Origin of the sequence: Nonomuraea sp. NPDC049684 (genome assembly GCF_044465345.1) — a bacterium.
Taxonomy (GTDB): Bacteria; Actinomycetota; Actinomycetes; order Streptosporangiales; family Streptosporangiaceae; genus Nonomuraea.
The window spans coordinates 62,830-77,754 of sequence record NZ_JBITLO010000018.1 but is presented as its reverse complement, the minus strand read 5'-3'; the positions used below and the strand labels follow the sequence as shown (position 1 = coordinate 77,754).

At 68.5% G+C, this 14,925-nt stretch carries 17 protein-coding genes and 1 pseudogene; 9 read left to right on the top strand and 9 right to left on the bottom strand.

The genetic code is table 11. From position 1 onward, the window contains the following. Nucleotides 1–137 precede the first annotated feature (137 nt). The 6 genes from ACIBST_RS40785 to ACIBST_RS40760 form a co-directional block, all read right to left on the bottom strand. On the bottom strand, nucleotides 138–461 hold the full coding sequence (locus tag ACIBST_RS40785) for a hypothetical protein (RefSeq protein ID WP_397178869.1): 324 nt from the start codon (nucleotides 459–461) through the stop codon (nucleotides 138–140). A gap of 259 nt (nucleotides 462–720) precedes the next feature. Next, nucleotides 721–1,875 carry an alpha/beta hydrolase family protein gene (locus ACIBST_RS40780; RefSeq protein WP_397178868.1) on the bottom strand — a complete coding sequence of 385 codons (1,155 nt, stop codon included), beginning with the start codon at nucleotides 1,873–1,875 and terminating at the stop codon, nucleotides 721–723. Between the two features lie 10 nt (nucleotides 1,876–1,885). Next, nucleotides 1,886–3,307 (bottom strand): S41 family peptidase, encoded by a 1,422-nt coding sequence (locus tag ACIBST_RS40775; protein WP_397178867.1) that lies wholly within the window; start codon nucleotides 3,305–3,307, stop codon nucleotides 1,886–1,888. Continuing rightward, a complete protein-coding gene (locus ACIBST_RS40770) occupies nucleotides 3,304–4,350 on the bottom strand; it encodes an ABC transporter permease (protein WP_397178866.1) in 1,047 nt (348 codons plus the stop codon). Before ACIBST_RS40770 ends, ACIBST_RS40775 begins: the two co-directional genes overlap by 4 nt. Further along, nucleotides 4,347–5,237, bottom strand: coding sequence for an ABC transporter ATP-binding protein (locus ACIBST_RS40765; protein ID WP_397178865.1), 891 nt, complete (start codon nucleotides 5,235–5,237; stop codon nucleotides 4,347–4,349). The genes ACIBST_RS40770 and ACIBST_RS40765 overlap by 4 nt, the downstream gene beginning before the upstream one ends. After that, complete coding sequence (locus ACIBST_RS40760) at nucleotides 5,234–5,626, bottom strand: GntR family transcriptional regulator (protein WP_352326697.1); 393 nt, start codon at nucleotides 5,624–5,626, stop codon at nucleotides 5,234–5,236. The genes ACIBST_RS40765 and ACIBST_RS40760 overlap by 4 nt, the downstream gene beginning before the upstream one ends. Before the next feature lie 223 nt (nucleotides 5,627–5,849). Here ACIBST_RS40760 and ACIBST_RS40755 point away from each other — a divergent pair, with 223 nt between their 5' ends. The 7 genes and pseudogenes from ACIBST_RS40755 to ACIBST_RS40725 form a co-directional block, all read left to right on the top strand. Further along, nucleotides 5,850–6,065, top strand: coding sequence for a hypothetical protein (locus ACIBST_RS40755; RefSeq protein ID WP_397178864.1), 216 nt, complete (start codon nucleotides 5,850–5,852; stop codon nucleotides 6,063–6,065). A gap of 13 nt (nucleotides 6,066–6,078) precedes the next feature. Then, complete coding sequence (locus ACIBST_RS40750; RefSeq protein WP_397178863.1) at nucleotides 6,079–6,729, top strand: DUF3800 domain-containing protein; 651 nt, start codon at nucleotides 6,079–6,081, stop codon at nucleotides 6,727–6,729. Then, complete coding sequence (locus ACIBST_RS40745) at nucleotides 6,726–7,046, top strand: hypothetical protein (RefSeq protein ID WP_397178862.1); 321 nt, start codon at nucleotides 6,726–6,728, stop codon at nucleotides 7,044–7,046. Before ACIBST_RS40750 ends, ACIBST_RS40745 begins: the two co-directional genes overlap by 4 nt. An 18-nt stretch (nucleotides 7,047–7,064) precedes the next feature. Beyond that, a complete protein-coding gene (locus ACIBST_RS40740; protein WP_397178971.1) occupies nucleotides 7,065–7,751 on the top strand; it encodes a tyrosine-type recombinase/integrase in 687 nt (228 codons plus the stop codon). 1,143 nt (nucleotides 7,752–8,894) lie between these two features. After that, nucleotides 8,895–9,464 carry an RNA polymerase sigma factor gene (locus ACIBST_RS40735; protein ID WP_352326681.1) on the top strand — a complete coding sequence of 190 codons (570 nt, stop codon included), beginning with the start codon at nucleotides 8,895–8,897 and terminating at the stop codon, nucleotides 9,462–9,464. Further along, the gene (locus tag ACIBST_RS40730; protein ID WP_397178861.1) at nucleotides 9,464–10,156 is read left to right on the top strand and encodes a hypothetical protein; all 693 of its coding nucleotides are present in this window, start codon (nucleotides 9,464–9,466) and stop codon (nucleotides 10,154–10,156) included. Before ACIBST_RS40735 ends, ACIBST_RS40730 begins: the two co-directional genes overlap by 1 nt. Nucleotides 10,157–10,896: 740 nt before the next feature. Continuing rightward, nucleotides 10,897–11,856 (top strand): annotated as a pseudogene (locus ACIBST_RS40725) (tyrosine-type recombinase/integrase); the annotation flags it as partial. A gap of 30 nt (nucleotides 11,857–11,886) precedes the next feature. Here ACIBST_RS40725 and ACIBST_RS40720 read toward each other — a convergent pair. Both ACIBST_RS40720 and ACIBST_RS40715 read right to left on the bottom strand, forming a co-directional pair. Then, nucleotides 11,887–12,276 (bottom strand): hypothetical protein, encoded by a 390-nt coding sequence (locus ACIBST_RS40720; protein ID WP_397178860.1) that lies wholly within the window; start codon nucleotides 12,274–12,276, stop codon nucleotides 11,887–11,889. A 104-nt stretch (nucleotides 12,277–12,380) separates the two neighbouring features. Continuing rightward, nucleotides 12,381–12,908: a hypothetical protein gene (locus tag ACIBST_RS40715; RefSeq protein WP_397178859.1), complete on the bottom strand. Its 528-nt coding sequence runs from the start codon at nucleotides 12,906–12,908 to the stop codon at nucleotides 12,381–12,383. Nucleotides 12,909–13,000: 92 nt separating this feature from the next. Here ACIBST_RS40715 and ACIBST_RS40710 point away from each other — a divergent pair, with 92 nt between their 5' ends. Next, nucleotides 13,001–13,360 carry a Tn3 family transposase gene (locus ACIBST_RS40710; RefSeq protein ID WP_397178858.1) on the top strand — a complete coding sequence of 120 codons (360 nt, stop codon included), beginning with the start codon at nucleotides 13,001–13,003 and terminating at the stop codon, nucleotides 13,358–13,360. A gap of 99 nt (nucleotides 13,361–13,459) precedes the next feature. After that, nucleotides 13,460–13,606 (top strand): hypothetical protein, encoded by a 147-nt coding sequence (locus ACIBST_RS40705; RefSeq protein WP_352330667.1) that lies wholly within the window; start codon nucleotides 13,460–13,462, stop codon nucleotides 13,604–13,606. 141 nt (nucleotides 13,607–13,747) lie between these two features. Here the strand turns inward: ACIBST_RS40705 and ACIBST_RS40700 are convergent, their stop codons facing one another. Continuing rightward, nucleotides 13,748–14,905: a serine hydrolase domain-containing protein gene (locus tag ACIBST_RS40700; protein WP_397178857.1), complete on the bottom strand. Its 1,158-nt coding sequence runs from the start codon at nucleotides 14,903–14,905 to the stop codon at nucleotides 13,748–13,750. Nucleotides 14,906–14,925 lie beyond the last annotated feature (20 nt).

The following is a 14,925-nucleotide window of genomic DNA, read 5'->3' as shown; positions in this document are numbered from 1 at the left end:
CAAGGCAGACTGCAACGATGATCCGGACACGACCCGCACCCGGCAGCCGGTCAGCCGCCCTCGCGCTCAGAGCGGCGGCCGGCCCGGTGGACCTCCCACCCGCCCACGCGGGAACCGGCCGTGCTGCGTGAAGTACTTCAGCAACAGCGCGAAGGCCAGCGAGTGCCCTCCTGTTTCGCACTGACCAGCCCGACCTCATCGCCCAGCACAGTCCAGTGCTCGATGAGTTCAGCCATGCCAAGCGGCGGACGTTCCATACCCATGGACCCGCGCCAGGCGCTTCGGCATTTCTTGCTGGGGGTCATACTCGAGATGCTCTGCGACAGGTAGTGCTTGCAGGCTTCCTCGGCCTTCGTGAACTCCGGGGTGTTGGCTTTGTCGTTCTTCGCGAAGGAGCCGTCTGCGCCGGGGGCGGGGAACGACGGCACGCCGTTCTCGCGCATGCACTTGGCGAAGGCCACTGCATCGCCCTGTGACGCCCTGGACGCCTCGGTCCGGCCGGGTTCCTCGTCACCTCCGCAGGCCGCGGCGGCCAATGCGACTGCGGCTAGGGCGGACGGCCGCCGTGATGTTCCTGCGCGAGCGCCCCTGACCGGGGATGCCATCCATGTCGATCTCCATCGTCGTATGAATGTCCGAGGTCGTCGGGGCGTCGGTCGTCGGCGCTGCGGGGCGGGGTTGCGGTCGGCCTCACCCGGTCGCTCCACGGCGCGCGGGGATTCATGACCGACCGCAGGCCTCGGGGCAGAATTTGACCTCGGGGTAGCGTGATGACGGCTTGTCCATGAGGGGTTGCCGTTGGGATTTCAGATGCTGGTCGAGGAAGGCTGCCACGTAGGTGCGGGTGAGCTCGGCGGCGCGCGCCGCGGGCAGAATCCCGTACGCGGGCTTGATGCCGAGGGCGCCCGCCAGCAGCGGGCCGTCGGTGAAGGACTGGTGTTCGGCGCCCGACAGCACGATCCAGCGCTTCCACCCGGTCAGCAGCTTCCAGTCGCGGCCCCAGGAGGTGTCTCGGCCTCCGGGGATGTGCTGCGGCGAGCCCAGGAACATGAACGGCCGAGAGAATCCGCTCTTGGGGATGCGGGCGTAGGTGGTGCCGTCCATGTCGATCCCGGCGCGCACCCGGGAGTCCCTCACCATGGCCGCCAGGGCGCCGGCCCCGCCGATCGACTGGCCGGCCATCGCGATCCTGGAGCGGTCGATCCGGTCGGAACCGTCCCACTGCGATGGCAACTGGTCGAGCACGAAGGAGACGTCGGCCGCCCGGCCCTGAACCACTCCCGTGCCGAAACCCGGGTCGGCGTCACTGTCGCAGGCGAGGCATTCGGCGACCCGGCCGTCGGACAGGGTGGTGGCGTAGCTTTCGTAGGTGTGGTCGATGCCGGCCACGACGTACCCGCGGCTGGCCAGGTCCTCGGCCAGGGACGTGAGTGTGCTCATCGGCTTGGTGAAGCCGGGGGACAGCACCACCAGCGGAAGCTTCCGTCCCGTGGGTTCGGCGTCTTTGATGGCGTTCGTGCGCGTCTTGCTCAGCGTGTCGTCCGGCACGCCCGTGATCCCCAAGCTCTTCAGGGTGAGCTCCGATTCCCTCGGCGTCATGTACGGCGCCCGCTGCCCGTCCCGCTGCTTGGTCGGATACCACAGGGTGACCTTGAGCTCCCTGGCGTCGACGTCGAGGTTCCACGGATCGGGGCGGGAGGCGTCCTTCAGATACAGGGCGGTGGTTCCCACCGGCTGGTCGCCGGTGGGGGCCGGCAGGGTGGCCGGCCCGGTCGGCGTGGGCGACGGGGCGGCGGAGCGGGGCGGCGCGGGTGCGGAGCAGGCCGATGCTGCCAGGACGGCCAGTCCCGCGGCGACGGCCAGGAGGTGTCTCATCGAGCGGTCCTCACTGGTGCAGCAGGGTCAGGGCCTTGGCCAGGGCGGGGTCGCGCCCGGCGGCCGCGTCCTTCGGGGTCAGGGGCACGTGGTGGTCGGGCGGCACGCCGATCCGGTCGATCACCTCGCGGTTGGGCCCCAGGTGGTGCCTGGCGGGGAAGCCCAGCGTGGTGTTGTTGCCGAGCAGGTACGACTGCGCCGGGCCGGAGATGACGCCGGCGGTCCTGGTGCCGACCAGCCGGCCGATCCCCAGGTCCTTGACCGCGGAGCTGAAGTGCTCGCACGCCGAGGCGCAGCTGCGGTCGGTGAGCACCATCAGCGGCAGGTTGAGCAGCTCGACGGTGTCGTCGGTCCACGAAGTCTCGCACCTGCCCTCCACCGTGCACTGGTAGGCGGTGACCTTGCCGTGGGCGAACGCGCTCACCAGCCGGATCGCCTCCCTGGGGCTGCCGCCGCCGTTGCCGCGCAGGTCCAGCACGACGCCGGTGAGGGTCCGGCCGGTGCGCAGCCTGGAGATCGCCTTGAACACCCTGGTCGCGGAGTCGGGAGCGAACCCGCGCAGCCGCACATAGGCGATGTTGTCGTCCAGCAGCTTCGACTGCACCACTTGCAGGGTGGTCAGATCCCGCTGGTAGAGGCCGGGCTTGAGCGTCACGCTCCAGCGGCGGCCGGTGCTCTGCCGCAGGAGCCGCAGCCGGACCGGACGCGCCTGCGGATATTGCGGGTTGAGGGCCTCGATCGCGGGCGTGGCCTTCCCCTCGATGAAGGGCGCCGAGCCGTTGATCGATTCGATGATGTCGCCCGGGCGCAGGCCGGCGGCCTGCGCCGCGCCGCCCTGCACTTCGGTGACGAACAGCGGGGCCAGCGCGACGCCGGGGTTGCCCTCCACCTGCGGGCCGTTGACGTTCGCCTGGAGACCCAGGCCGTAGCCGTCGCCGTCGTAGGAGTCGGGGTGCCGCCCCCCTAAGTCGTGCGCCCAGTGGGCGTGATTGTCGCCGAGGCCGGCCACGATGGCCTCGAGGGTGACGACGGCCAGCTTGTCGCGCAGGTCGGGGACCCGATCGGTGATCTTGCGATAGACGGCCTCGAATGCGGTCCAGTCGGCTTTGCGGTCACCGGTCAGCGCCGGCATGGTGGCCTCGGGCAGATCGCGTCCATTGCGGTTGAGCTCTTGGGTCAGGGCGATGAATCCGGCGCCCAGCAGCGAGCGGGCGTCCAGCGTAGCGCCGCTGTAGTAGTTGCCGAGGATGCAGAAGTAGGCCTGCTCGATGACGTCGATCGTGGTGGCCGTCTCCGCCCCGGGAGGTGCCTGGGGCGCTGCGCAGACCGTGCCGGCTGCCGTGTTCGTCTGGCTGCGCGGCGGCGCGGGGGCTGTGCAGGCCGCTGCCAGGAGGAGGGCGAGCCCGGCGGTCGCGGTCCTGATGACGGTCATGACAGGCGCCTGCGGATCCACCAGAAGGACAACCATGTCAGGCCGAGGGTGAGCAGGGCGTAGATCCCGGTCTCGATCCACTGGAAGGGCCAGAAGCGCTCAAGGGGCTGGTAGGTCGCCTGCTGCCGGTAGCCGAGCCGGTTGATCTCGACTAGGCAGCCGTCCCCGGGGCCTGCTGGCGGTGCGCAGGGGCCCGATGTCGTGGAGACCTTGATGGCGGCTCCCTCGCCGCTGGTGGGGATCAGGCGTCCGGATGGGTCGAGCAGGTTGTTGGACAGGATCCAGGAGCCCAGGTGGCCGGGTACGGCCGGATTCAGGGAGAGCCGCGGGGGCGCGCCTCCGTCCCGGGGGATGTTGAGGCCGTCCACGTTCGTTATGCCGAGCTCGAAGGTAGAGGTGATCGGGGGCATCAGGTGGGGCCGGACCAGCAGCGGCATGGCGAGCTGGATCGCGGCGAAGGCGGCCAGGGTGAGGGCCATGGCGGGCAGCGTGCGGCGCACCAGCATGCCCACGGTGATGCCCAGGACGAAGGCGAAGGCCGCATACCCCATCGGGGCGATGCCACGCGCGCCGAACACCAGGGGAGCCATCAGGGCCAGGTCTTCAGCGGCTACTTTGTCCAGAGGGTCGGACCACCAGGTCACCATAAGGCCGCACAGGCCGGCGGCGGCCACGGCGACCAGGCCGGTGAGGGCGAGCTTGACCGCCAGCCAGCGGCCGCGGGTGATGCTCTGGTTCCACACCATCAGGTGCGTGCCCGCCTCCAGCTCGCGGGTGATCAACGGTGCTCCCCAGAAGAGCCCGACGAGAGCGGGCAGGAGCAGCACGACAAGGCTGACGGCCATGAAGGAGAACTCGTGCCCGCCGAAGAATTGGTCGTAGAAGCGGTCGCAGGTGTTGGCCGGGGTACAGGCGGCGATCCCAGCAGAGTATCTGGCGGCCAGGTCCGGGCCGGTCAGAGCCAGCGCGACGGCGAGAATGACGAGTACGGCGGCCATCATCGCGGCCGAGCCGCGCAGCTGGCGCCAGGTCAGCCAGATCATCGCTGCACTTCCAGGGCGACTCGCCGGTTCTCGGTGGCGTGCTTGTCCATGTAGGCCAGGACGATGTCTTCCAGGCTGAGCTGGGTGACCGTCCAGGCGGGGTCGTGGATGGGGGCGTCGGTGCGGATCACGTACGTGCTCTGCCGGTCGGTGTGGCTGGCGGAGATCACGTGCTGGTCGGCAGGGAGCCGGTCGGGATCGCGGCGCGGGCCGGTGAGCCGGTGATGGGTGGCCAGCAGCTTGTCGGTCTCCCCGGCCACCTGCACGCGGGAGTCGACGAGCACGATCAGGTAGTCGCACGTGCGTTCCAGGTCGGAGACCAGGTGAGAGGAGAGCAGCACGCTGAACTTGTGCTCGACGGTCGCCTCCATCAGGCCCTGCAGAAACTCGCGGCGGGCCAGCGGGTCGAGCGAGGCGACCGGCTCGTCCAGGATCAGCAGCTCGGGCCGCTTGGCCAGGCCCACAGTGAGGGCGAGCTGGGCGCGCTGGCCGCCCGACAGCTTGCCCGCCCGGTGGGCGGGATCGAGACCGAGTCGCGCGATTCGTTCGCGCGCCATGGGGGCGTCCCAGCGGGGGTTGAGCCGTGCTCCCAGCCGCAGGTGATCGGCGATGCTGAGCCCGGCGTAGGTGGGGGTGTTCTGGGCCACGAAGCCGACCTTGGCCAGCTGCGCCGGACCGCCGGCGGGCCGGCCGCCGAGCACGGTGATGCCGCCCGCCGAGGGCTGGAGCTGGCCGCTGGCGAGTTTCAGGAGCGTGGTCTTGCCGGCTCCGTTGGGGCCCACGAGCCCGACGACGTGGCCCGCCGGGATGTCGATGGTGCACTCGCGCAGCGCCCAGCGTCTGCCGTATTTCCTGCCCAGTCCCTGGGCCTGCAGGACCGCGTTCACGCTATGTCCTCCTGAGCGAAGGTCCGAAAGGTGGTCATGAAGAGGGCCTCGATGCTTTCCTCGTCGAGGCCGGCCCGGCGGGCCTTGGCCAGCCAGCGCTGCAGCTCCATCCGCAGCGGGCCGTGCGCGGCCAGCGAGGTGTCGGTGAGCGTCGCCGTCACGAACGTCCCCACCCCCGGCCGGGCGGCCACCAAGCCCAAGTGCTCGAGCTCTCGGTAAGCCTTCAGGACGGTGTTGGCGTTGATCGCCAAGTGCGCCACCACCTCCTTGACGGTGGGCAGCTGGTCACCCTCGCGCAGCACGCCGAGCCGCAGCGCCTGCCGTACTTGCTGGACCAGCTGCAGATACGGCGAAACGCCCGACCTGCCGTCCAGATGGAACTCGATCACCTGGATCCTCCATATATCTAGCCTGCTAGCACTTTAGAGTCACAGATGTTAAAGGAGCATAAGCATCGCCGTGAAGGTCTCGCCCAGTGACACCCGAAGTGGTCCATCGCCCCAGCCCGACCGCGGCCCTACTACGCCGAGGCAGATCTTTGCCGCGCCGAATGACTGCCGCAGTACATGCCGCATTTACTGCGGCAATGGTCCTGGAGGCGTCACGGTGCACATGATCTACATCGACGACAGCGGGCAGAAGGAGTCCCGCCGTCGACAGATGGGCGAGCTCGTCTCGGTGGGCGGTGTGATCGTCCCCGAACCTTCGGTCGCGGGGTTCGCGTCCGCGCTCGACGGCATCCGCACGGAGCTGGAGATTCCCGAGGGCGAGGAGATCAAGTGGAAGCCTCACATTCCAGGCATCGGCGGGCGGACAACTGATCACTGAACCGCGCCAGCGGATGCTCCAGGCCGCCATCGAGCAGGGCATCAAGGCTGCCGTCGTGGTGTGGGATCGCGGCCACCTGCCGTGGGAGAAGGCTGATGTCGAAGCCGAGATCCTCAAGTACCTCTACGAGCGGGTCACATTGCATCTGCGGGAGCGGAATGATGTCGGCATCATCATCGCTGATCAGCCGGGCGGTGGCCGCAAGGACGAAGTGAAGTGGCTGGCCGACACCCTCGGCCTGACCCGGGACGGCACTCGCTTCGCCACACCCGATCGCGTCGTCTCGCCCATCCTCACCGCGCCCTCCCATCACGTTCCGCACCTGCAGCTGGCAGACCTCGTCACTGCGGCGACCACCGCGGCGGTCGCCGGCCAATTCGCCGGGATGAAGCTGGCGAAGTGGCTGAAGGAACTGGCCCGCACCAACGCGCATGGACTCGTCGGCCAAGCGGGCGTGGCGCTGTGGCCTCCCGATTTGGTGGACCTGCACTACTGGATTCTCGAAGAAACCCACTACGCCAAGGGATCCTCGGGGTATCCACTCGGTCCGTCCCTCGGCCCTTTCAGCCAGCCTGGACGGACCTACCAGCACGACGATGGCCTGTCTGAGCCTGGTCAGGCCGCGAACGTATCCACATCCATGACGGGGAGCAGCAGCGCATGACCGTTCACGCCCTCGATCGCAGCACGCCCGCCGACTACAGCACCGCCGTGGAGGCATACCTTCTCTCGGCTGGAATAGCTGCCTCCTCCCAGCGGATCTACCGGATCTCACTGCTCACCTGGGCCTGGCTGGCCACGGGGCAGCAACCGCCATTGGGCCGCAACCGGCGCGGCGCCGAGCCACCCGCCGTGGCGGTGGCCTCGTTCGATGAGGTGCCAGCCGACGTGCTCGCCGAGATGTTCGCGCAGCGGGCCCGGCTGGTCGACGCCGATACCGTCAACCGTGAACTGTCGGTGATGAAGGCTGCCGTCACCTGATGGCGCGCCCGCGGATGGCTGGCCCGCAACCCGATCAGCGGCATCGAACGCCGGCCCGCGCCCCCTGACCGGACTCGGGCGCTGCCCCGCGCACAGATCGCCGCGCTGTTCGACCTCAAGATCGGCGTACGCGAACGTACGCTCTGGAAGGCCCTGTACGAGACGTGCGCACGAACCGAGGAGATCCTCTGCCTCGACGTCGAGGACCTGCTGCTGGCCGACAAACGCGGCCGCGTCACCTCCAAGGGCGGCACCATCGAATGGGTGCACTGGCAATCGGGCACCGCCCAACTCCTGCCCCGGCTGCTCAAAGGCCGCACCCGCGGGCCCGTGTTCCTCACCGACCGCCGGGCGCCTGCCCACGTCCCCACGCGTGACACATGCCCGGTTACCGGGCGCGCCCGCCTGTCCCATCGGCGAGCTGCCGAACTCTTCGAGGCCCTCACCCGGCCACTCGCTCATCCGGGCATCACCGACCCAGCCGAACTCGAGGCACGCGGCGGGTGGACGCTGCATCAACTGCGCCACTCCGCTCTGACGCATGAAGCCGAGGACGGCACCAACACCCCAACCTTGTTGGCCCGCTCCCGACACGCCTCCGTACGCTCCCTGGAGCGCTACGCCCGGCCCAGTGTCGACGCCGTGGCCGCCCATGTCGCCGACCGCGATCCCCTGCGCCGCCGGAAGCGAGGCACCACCGCATGAGCTCCGGCGTGGTGCGCTACCGCAAATTCCTGCGGACTTCCTCCTCGACCCCGTGTATGAGGCCCCCCACTCGGGTCCGTGTCACCAGCCACAGAGCTCCGCTCGGGCGCTCCGCCTGAGCGGCGCATCGCATCCACTGCCGGCACCGTCGCTGAGGACTACCGCCAGCTCGGCGCCGAGATCCTGCAGCTCCTGGCCGCCGCGGAACAGCAGTCATGAACCAGCCCAGCATCGACACCCCAGGCAGCCTCGGCAGCGTCTTCGGGGCCAGCGCCGCCGGCGGACTCGGGGGAGCTCGGGTTCGGTTCCGACATGACTGCCTCTCCGTCTCCATGACACGCCCTTGCAAGAGCGAAAGACGGACTACCGCGACTGGCCGGCCCCCGGGGTGCTGGACCTGATTGCCGGTGTGGGCCAGGAGAACTGGGCGCCAGTATTGAGGAGGGACGCCTCCGCGGAGCGAGGTCTATCGGAATCTGTTCATCGCCGCGGCGAGCGGTGCCAGTGTGGTCGGGCAGTACCGGCCAAGGCCGAAGGCAAGGAAGGCTTCCATCCAGGCCAAGAAGGGCTTCCCAGCACCCTGCCCATGCGGCGTGATCAAATGACTGCAGTTACCAGCGGTATGGATACCCTCGTCGGCAAGCCCCTTGCTCTCGCTGACACGTTCTTCCGGTCAGCGAGGCAGGCGTTGCCCCCAATATGTGAGGTTTCCGAACGAGAGCGTCGAAGAAGACCGCAGAGCGGGACACGACGATGCACGTCATCCAGGAGGATCTGCCGGCCACCAGGAGCGGTGGCGAGGCATTCGAGGAAGGGCATGCAGATGGTGCGTTCGGGCCGGACTGCTACGAGGACGGAGCCGTCGTAGTCACCGACGCCTGCACACCCCGTGCGTCCCGGCCGCCTACGCGTCCCGCGACGCCATCCGCGTACCGGCCATCCGCGCCTGCACCTGCTCGGTGAACCGGGCGAAGACTTCACTATGTCCTGGGGGAGGCGGACGAGTAGGCGGTGTTGCCCGACAGCGCCGTTGCGGGGCATGGCCCGGACACTTCATCGGTTCGGGTCGAAGACAGGTGTGAACCATTTCGGTCTGGCGCGACAAGAGTACGTGTGACCGGCATACGCCAAGAAGGGGTCGACATGCATGACCCCATACGCGACGTCATCAAGGCTGACGATGCGACCCTCATCGAGAGGTCGCTGAACGAGCCGGAGACCTTCGCCGTTTTATTCGACCGGCATGCGCCGTACCTCCATGGCTACGTGGTCCGGCGACTGGGTCCCAGCCAGGCCGAGGACGTCGTGGCCGACACCTTTCTGACCGCCTTCCAGCGCCGGGGCGATTACGACAAGGCCCGCGCCAACGCCCGCCCATGGCTGTACGGCATCGCCTCCAATTTGATCGGCAAGCATCGGCGCACCGAGATGAGCCTCTACCGCGCCTACATCCGCAGTGGGGTGCATCCGGCGGAGGTGTCCGGCGCACCGGTCGAGGACGGGGTCGGCACCCTGGCCGTCAACCGGCCGCTGGCACGGGCGTTGCTGAAACTCAATCGAGCCGATCGCGATGTGCTGCTGCTCGTCGCCTGGGCCGAACTGAGCTACCAGGAGGTCGCGGACGCACTAGCCATCCCTGTGGGAACCGTGCGCTCGCGACTCAACCGGGCCCGCACCCGGGTTCGTCAGGCACTAGAACGAGGAGCAGAATGATGGACGAGCTCAAAACCATGTGGGTGACTCCCCCGGGCACTCCGGACGACCTCGCCGGAGCGCGGCGGCGGCTGCTGGACGGAATGGACGGCCCGCCCGCGCGCCGGCGCATCTTCGGGGGAGGCCGGGCGATCTTCACCGGTCCACGGCTGCTGGTCGCGGCCGGCGTCGCGGTGGCCGTTGTCGCCGCACCGCTGGTGATCGGGGACGGCGAGCCCGCTTACGCGGTGGCGAAGAACCCCGACGGCACGCTGATCGTGACGATCAACGAGCTGCAGGATCCCGGAGGCTTGCAGGCCGCGCTGAACGCCCAGGGCATCAAGGCCGACGTCACCTACAACCCACGGGACAAGAAGTGCGCGTCCGGCCGGTTCGTCGGCGCGGACCATATGTACGGCTCGCCCAACCCCAAGAACTTGACCGCGGAGCAACGTAAGGAGTTCTACCGGCCAGAGAACTGGCGGTCCAGGGACGTCATCCGCCCCGTCTCCAAGGGCAAGTTCAGGATCTCCCCGAAGTTCATGAGGCCCGGAGAGACCCTGGTGCTGGAGTTCAGGCTCGGCAACGATCCGGGGGTCAGCTGGAGCCTGGGGGCCTGGCTGGCCAAGGCGGGTAGCTCCGTGCGGCCCTGCACGCTCGTGGATGAGGGAGGGCACGACAAGGAGCACGCCGAGGAGATGGCGGGAGGCTGACAGTGAGGCTCCTGCGGGGCGACCATGGCCCCGCAGGAGTGCAGGCCCGCGCCGACCAACCGGTGCCCGCGGTAGTCAGTTCCTGGTGCCGTTGGCGGCGTACGGCCAGCGGGAGTGTCACCGCGGCGCCGACGCCGGCGCCGGCCGCCGGCGCGGTACGGACGGCGCGCCACAGGCGCTGACGCCTCAGACCGCCGCGCGGCCAGCAGCGCCGCAGGCAGAGCCCACCACCACATCGACCGTGGAGGCCACAGGTCGGGTGGGCGAGACAGCGGCCGGAGAGAGCGTCGGACAAGCCTCACGTACGCGATTCCGCTCCTGGCGGCCTGCTGTTACGAAGCGGGGGCTCAGTTCATCAGCGGGCCCCCGTCACCTGCGATACGTGCGCGACCCCGCGACGGCGAGAAGTGCTGGGACTGCGCCTACCGCCAGGCCTTCGAGTTCAGCCAGGCCACCTGGGGCTCGAGCGTCACATCAACTGGCTGACGCGGCTGCGTGCCGCGCATCGGAGCCTCTCGAGCACCCGGGCCGGGACACCAGGATCTGAGGTCCTAGATCGGCGAAGGTGATGTTCGGTGCAACGGTGGCCAGTAGCCTGGGTGGAGACCGGCTGCCGGTCTCCACCCGGGCTACGGTCAGTGGCCCTCCTGGCTCTCGCGCTCGGCCACGCAGGCCCGCCACCCAAGCCGATTCACGCGGTGACGCCCGACATCGACGGCGTCCCCGACGCATGGGTGGAGATGATCGAACGCTGGCATGCCACCTCCACGCTGTCTCCCAAGGTCAGGGGCACCTATCGGACGATCATGGCCAAGGCGGCACGATGGCTCGCGGCAGAGCATCCCGACGTGATCGAGCCCGGCCGGTGGACTCGGGAGATCTGCGCTGCGTGGGTTGCGGCCATCGACCGGATGACGGTGGGTGACTACGTCCAACGCCAGGCCGGCCTTGAACGACACGGCGGAAAACCGCTGTCTCCCCAGACCAAGGCCGGCTGTCTGAGCGCCACCCGCGCCTTCTTCCGGGACGCTCAGGAGTGGGGTTGGATCGTGCGTCGCTTCGACCCGGCCCGCGCCCTGGCCACCCCCAGAAGCATCGCGGCCCTGCTCGCGCCCAACCCCCGCGTCATCGCCGACGACATCTGGGCCAGGATCCTCTGGGCTGGGCTCAACCTCGAACCCGAGGACTGTCCGACCAACACCTACGGGCTGGGCTATCCGATGGAGCTGATCCGAGCGGTCACGCTCACCTGGCTGTTCGGCGGCCTGCGCAGTGACGAGATCTCCCGGCTGCGCGTCGGATGCATCCGATGGCAGCACGACGGCGTCCCGATCTCCGCCGACGCACGTGACGTGCCGGCCACCGAGGCGGTCTGCCTCCTGGACGTCCCCACGCACAAGACCGGCACCGCGTTCACCAAACCCGTCGACCCGCTGCTCGGCCAGGCGATCGAGGCGTGGCAGACCGTCCGGCCCCAGCAGCCGGCCATGCTGGACCGCAAGACCTCTGAGCAGGTCCACTTCCTGTTCGCCCACCGCGCCAAGCGCATGGCCAAGACCTACATCGACAGCGCGGTCATCCCCTCCCTCTGCCGGAAGGCCGGAGTGCCGAGCACCGACGTCCGCGGCAACATCACCAGCCACCGGGCCCGCTCCACCATCGCCACGCAGCTCTACAACGCCAAGGAGCCGATGACCCTGTTCGAGCTTCAGGCCTGGCTCGGGCACAATTCAGCCGACACCACCCAGCACCACGCCAAGATCACCCCGAACACATTGTCCAGGGCCTACCGCGACGCGGGCTACTTCGAACGCAACGTCCGAACCATCGAGGTCCTGGTCGACCGGGAAGCCGTCGAGAACGGGGCCGCGGCCGCCGGCGAGCCGTGGCAGTACTCCGACCTGGGACACCGGTTCTGCAACCACACCTTCTTCGAGCAGTGCCAGCACCGGATGGCCTGCGCCAAATGCGACTTCTACCCCCCGAAGGACTCCTCCAAGGCGCTGCTGCTGGAGGCCAAGGACAACCTGCAACACATGCTTGCCGCCATCCCCCTCACCGACGACGAACGCGCCGCGGTCGACGACGGCCAGGCTGCCCTGGACCGGCTGCTCGGCCAACTCGCCGACATCCCCACCCCGCCGAGCCCACACCCCGGCACATCAGTGCCCCGGCCCAGGCGACCCTGCTGCCGGTCATCGAGATCAACCGGAGGCCGACCTGGTCAGGCCGCGCCGCAGCCGAGTGGGTGCCGCACCCACTCCGGGTGGGCGTCGCCGACCTCGATGCTGTTCTCATCAAGAGCGTTGGCGATATGGAAGCGGCCAGTGTCGTCGAACACGAACTCCACAGCGAGGGTCCCAGCCGCCATATCGCGACGTGATGGCCGCCACTCAAGCAGCGCCACCTCGCGCAGCTCCTGGCCGATGAACGGCTCAAGCTGTTCATCGGCTCCGGACCACGCCGGAGTCAGCTCGAACCACTCCCAGCCGGCGATCGCAGCCGTCGTGTCGATGGTGTTCCAGCCGATCGACAGCTCATCGAACTTCGAGTGGCTGATCTCTACCTGGACGCCGTCGAAGTCCAGGACGACGGGGCAGTCGGCATACCAGTCCCCGTCCTCGACGAAACGCACGAGCGCGAACCCGGTCAGACACCGGCCGACCAGCGCGGCCAGGCCCGGTCCGTGTTCCTCGCTGATGGCTTTGAGTCCGACGAGGAAGGTCGGCTCGAAGCCGGAGATGCCCATCACGACAGGCGATTGTCCAGGTTCATCGCGAAACCGGCCAGCCGATATCCACTGCCGAGCCGCAGGGCCACGCTTGACAAATCAGATTCCACATAATGCTGCGGTATCTGGCGGGCCCGGCGCTGCGGGCGCGGGTCACCGCGGCGACCAACAAGGTCGAGTCCTACAACGGATTTTCCAAGTGGCTCGGCTTCGGCGGGGTGCTGGCCGACAACGACCCCGAAGAGCAGGAGAAACTGATCAAGTTCAACACGCTGCTGGCCGACCTGGTCGTCTTCCACAACGCCCTGGACATCTCCGACGTCGTGCGGCAGCTGGTTGCCGAGGGCTGGAGCATCACCGCCGACCAGCTCGGCCAGATCGCGCCCTACCTGCGGGCCCACATCAGCCGCTTCGGCGCCTACGCCACTGACGAGCTGCGCCATCGGCCGGATCCGTTCGACCCCCTGCTGTAGGAGGTCGACTTCACCGACGTTGAGCTGGCCGCGTGATCTCCGAGGCGCCGGCGGGGCGTCTGCGCGGAGCCGGTTCAGCAGTCCCGGTAGCGTGCGGTCATGACCGAGATGCTGACGCTAACGCCCGATGATGCCTTGGCGATGCTGCTGGAGGGCGACCAGCGGTTCGTCGCCGGCGCGCCGGAGCATCCCGACCAGGACGCCGCCCGCCGCGCCGAGACCGCGCCGGAATTTCCTGGCCATTGACCACCGGGACTCACAGCCCGGCTGCTGCCGGCGCGCTCCAGGTTCGGCATGGCCGGGAAGGTGTCCGCCGAGTCGCATGCGGTGCGCGAGCTCATCGGGCCTCGTGCTTGTGAGGCCGGATGAGCCGGTGATATCGAGTGATTACCGGGAACTCGGCGGGCACATCTCCGCTTCCATTTCCTTGGTGAGGATGCTGATCGGGTTGTCCCAGTCGCCGTTGATGTTGGTGACGACCATGTGCTTGCCGTCCCGGGTGCCCATCGCGTACGTCCAGGAGCCGTGGATCCTGCCGCCGTTGCCCCAGACCGTCGCGCCGCAGGACAGCTTCTGGGAGAAGACGCCGAGCCCGTAGGCGGTGTTGTCGATCCAGTGCACGCCCTTGGTGGAGACGGTGGTGAACATCTCCTTTTGCTGTGCGGGCGGCAGCACACGGCCGCTCAGCACTGCCCGATAGAAGGTGTGCAGGTCGCTCATGGTCGAGACGATGCTGCCGGCTGCCCCGGCCCAGGAGGGGTTCATGTCGGTGAGGTCGTAGGGGGTTGTGGTGTCCTCGCCGACCAGGAACTTGACGTAGTGCCGTGCGTGCGGCTTGCGCAGCTTCGTGACTTCGCCCGGCAGGTACGTCTTCCTCAGGCCGAGCGGGCGGATGATGCGCCGGTTGATCTCGTCGGCGTAGGACCTGCCGGTGACCTTCTCGATGATCATCCCGGCGAGGATGAAGTTGGTGTTGGAGTAGCCCCACCCCTTGCCGGGCTCGAAGGAGGGTGGGTTGCCCATGGCTGTCTTCACCAGGTCCTCGGGACGGTAGCTGTTGAAACGGACCTTGAGGAAGGCGGTGCTCCACTGTTTGGTCGCCAGGTCCGCGTCCGAGGTGTAGGGGAAGATGCCGCTGGTCTGGTTGAGCAGCTGCCGGATGGTGATCTTGCTGCCGTCGTGGCCGTTGCCCTTCACCACGCCGGGCAGCCACTTGTCCACGGTGTCATCCAGGCTCAGCCGGCCCTCGGCCGCCAGCTTCAACACCACGACAGCGACGAATGTCTTGGTGGTGCTGCCGGCCCGGAAGTAGTCCTGCCGGCTGCGCTTGCGGCCGGTCTCGGTGTCGGCCACGCCTGCCGTACCGAACCATGACCTGCGGCCGTCGCGGACGTCGGCCATGGCGCCCGGCATGCCGTCAGCCACGGCTTGGTCAAGCACCCGCTGGAGTCCGGCGTGGTCGTCGGCCGCCGCCGGCGACGCGCTTACGGTCACGGCAGCTGCGGCGGCGAGCAGGCAGGCGGCGGTGCGGAGGGTCTTGATCATGGGTTGATCGCCTTTCATGC

Excerpts from the sequence above, each read along its gene's own strand:
- ACIBST_RS40745 (WP_397178862.1), top strand. The coding sequence starts at position 6,726 with ATGACCGTTCACGCCCTCGATCGCAGCACGCCCGCCGACTACAGCACC.
- ACIBST_RS40780 (WP_397178868.1), bottom strand. The coding sequence starts at position 1,875 with ATGAGACACCTCCTGGCCGTCGCCGCGGGACTGGCCGTCCTGGCAGCA.
- ACIBST_RS40775 (WP_397178867.1), bottom strand. The coding sequence starts at position 3,307 with ATGACCGTCATCAGGACCGCGACCGCCGGGCTCGCCCTCCTCCTGGCA.
- ACIBST_RS40700 (WP_397178857.1), bottom strand. The coding sequence starts at position 14,905 with ATGATCAAGACCCTCCGCACCGCCGCCTGCCTGCTCGCCGCCGCAGCT.
- ACIBST_RS40770 (WP_397178866.1), bottom strand. The coding sequence starts at position 4,350 with ATGATCTGGCTGACCTGGCGCCAGCTGCGCGGCTCGGCCGCGATGATG.
- ACIBST_RS40750 (WP_397178863.1), top strand. The coding sequence starts at position 6,079 with ATGCTCCAGGCCGCCATCGAGCAGGGCATCAAGGCTGCCGTCGTGGTG.
- ACIBST_RS40710 (WP_397178858.1), top strand. The coding sequence starts at position 13,001 with ATGCTGCGGTATCTGGCGGGCCCGGCGCTGCGGGCGCGGGTCACCGCG.
- ACIBST_RS40730 (WP_397178861.1), top strand. The coding sequence starts at position 9,464 with ATGGACGAGCTCAAAACCATGTGGGTGACTCCCCCGGGCACTCCGGAC.
- ACIBST_RS40705 (WP_352330667.1), top strand. The coding sequence starts at position 13,460 with ATGACCGAGATGCTGACGCTAACGCCCGATGATGCCTTGGCGATGCTG.
- ACIBST_RS40735 (WP_352326681.1), top strand. The coding sequence starts at position 8,895 with ATGCATGACCCCATACGCGACGTCATCAAGGCTGACGATGCGACCCTC.
- ACIBST_RS40755 (WP_397178864.1), top strand. The coding sequence starts at position 5,850 with ATGATCTACATCGACGACAGCGGGCAGAAGGAGTCCCGCCGTCGACAG.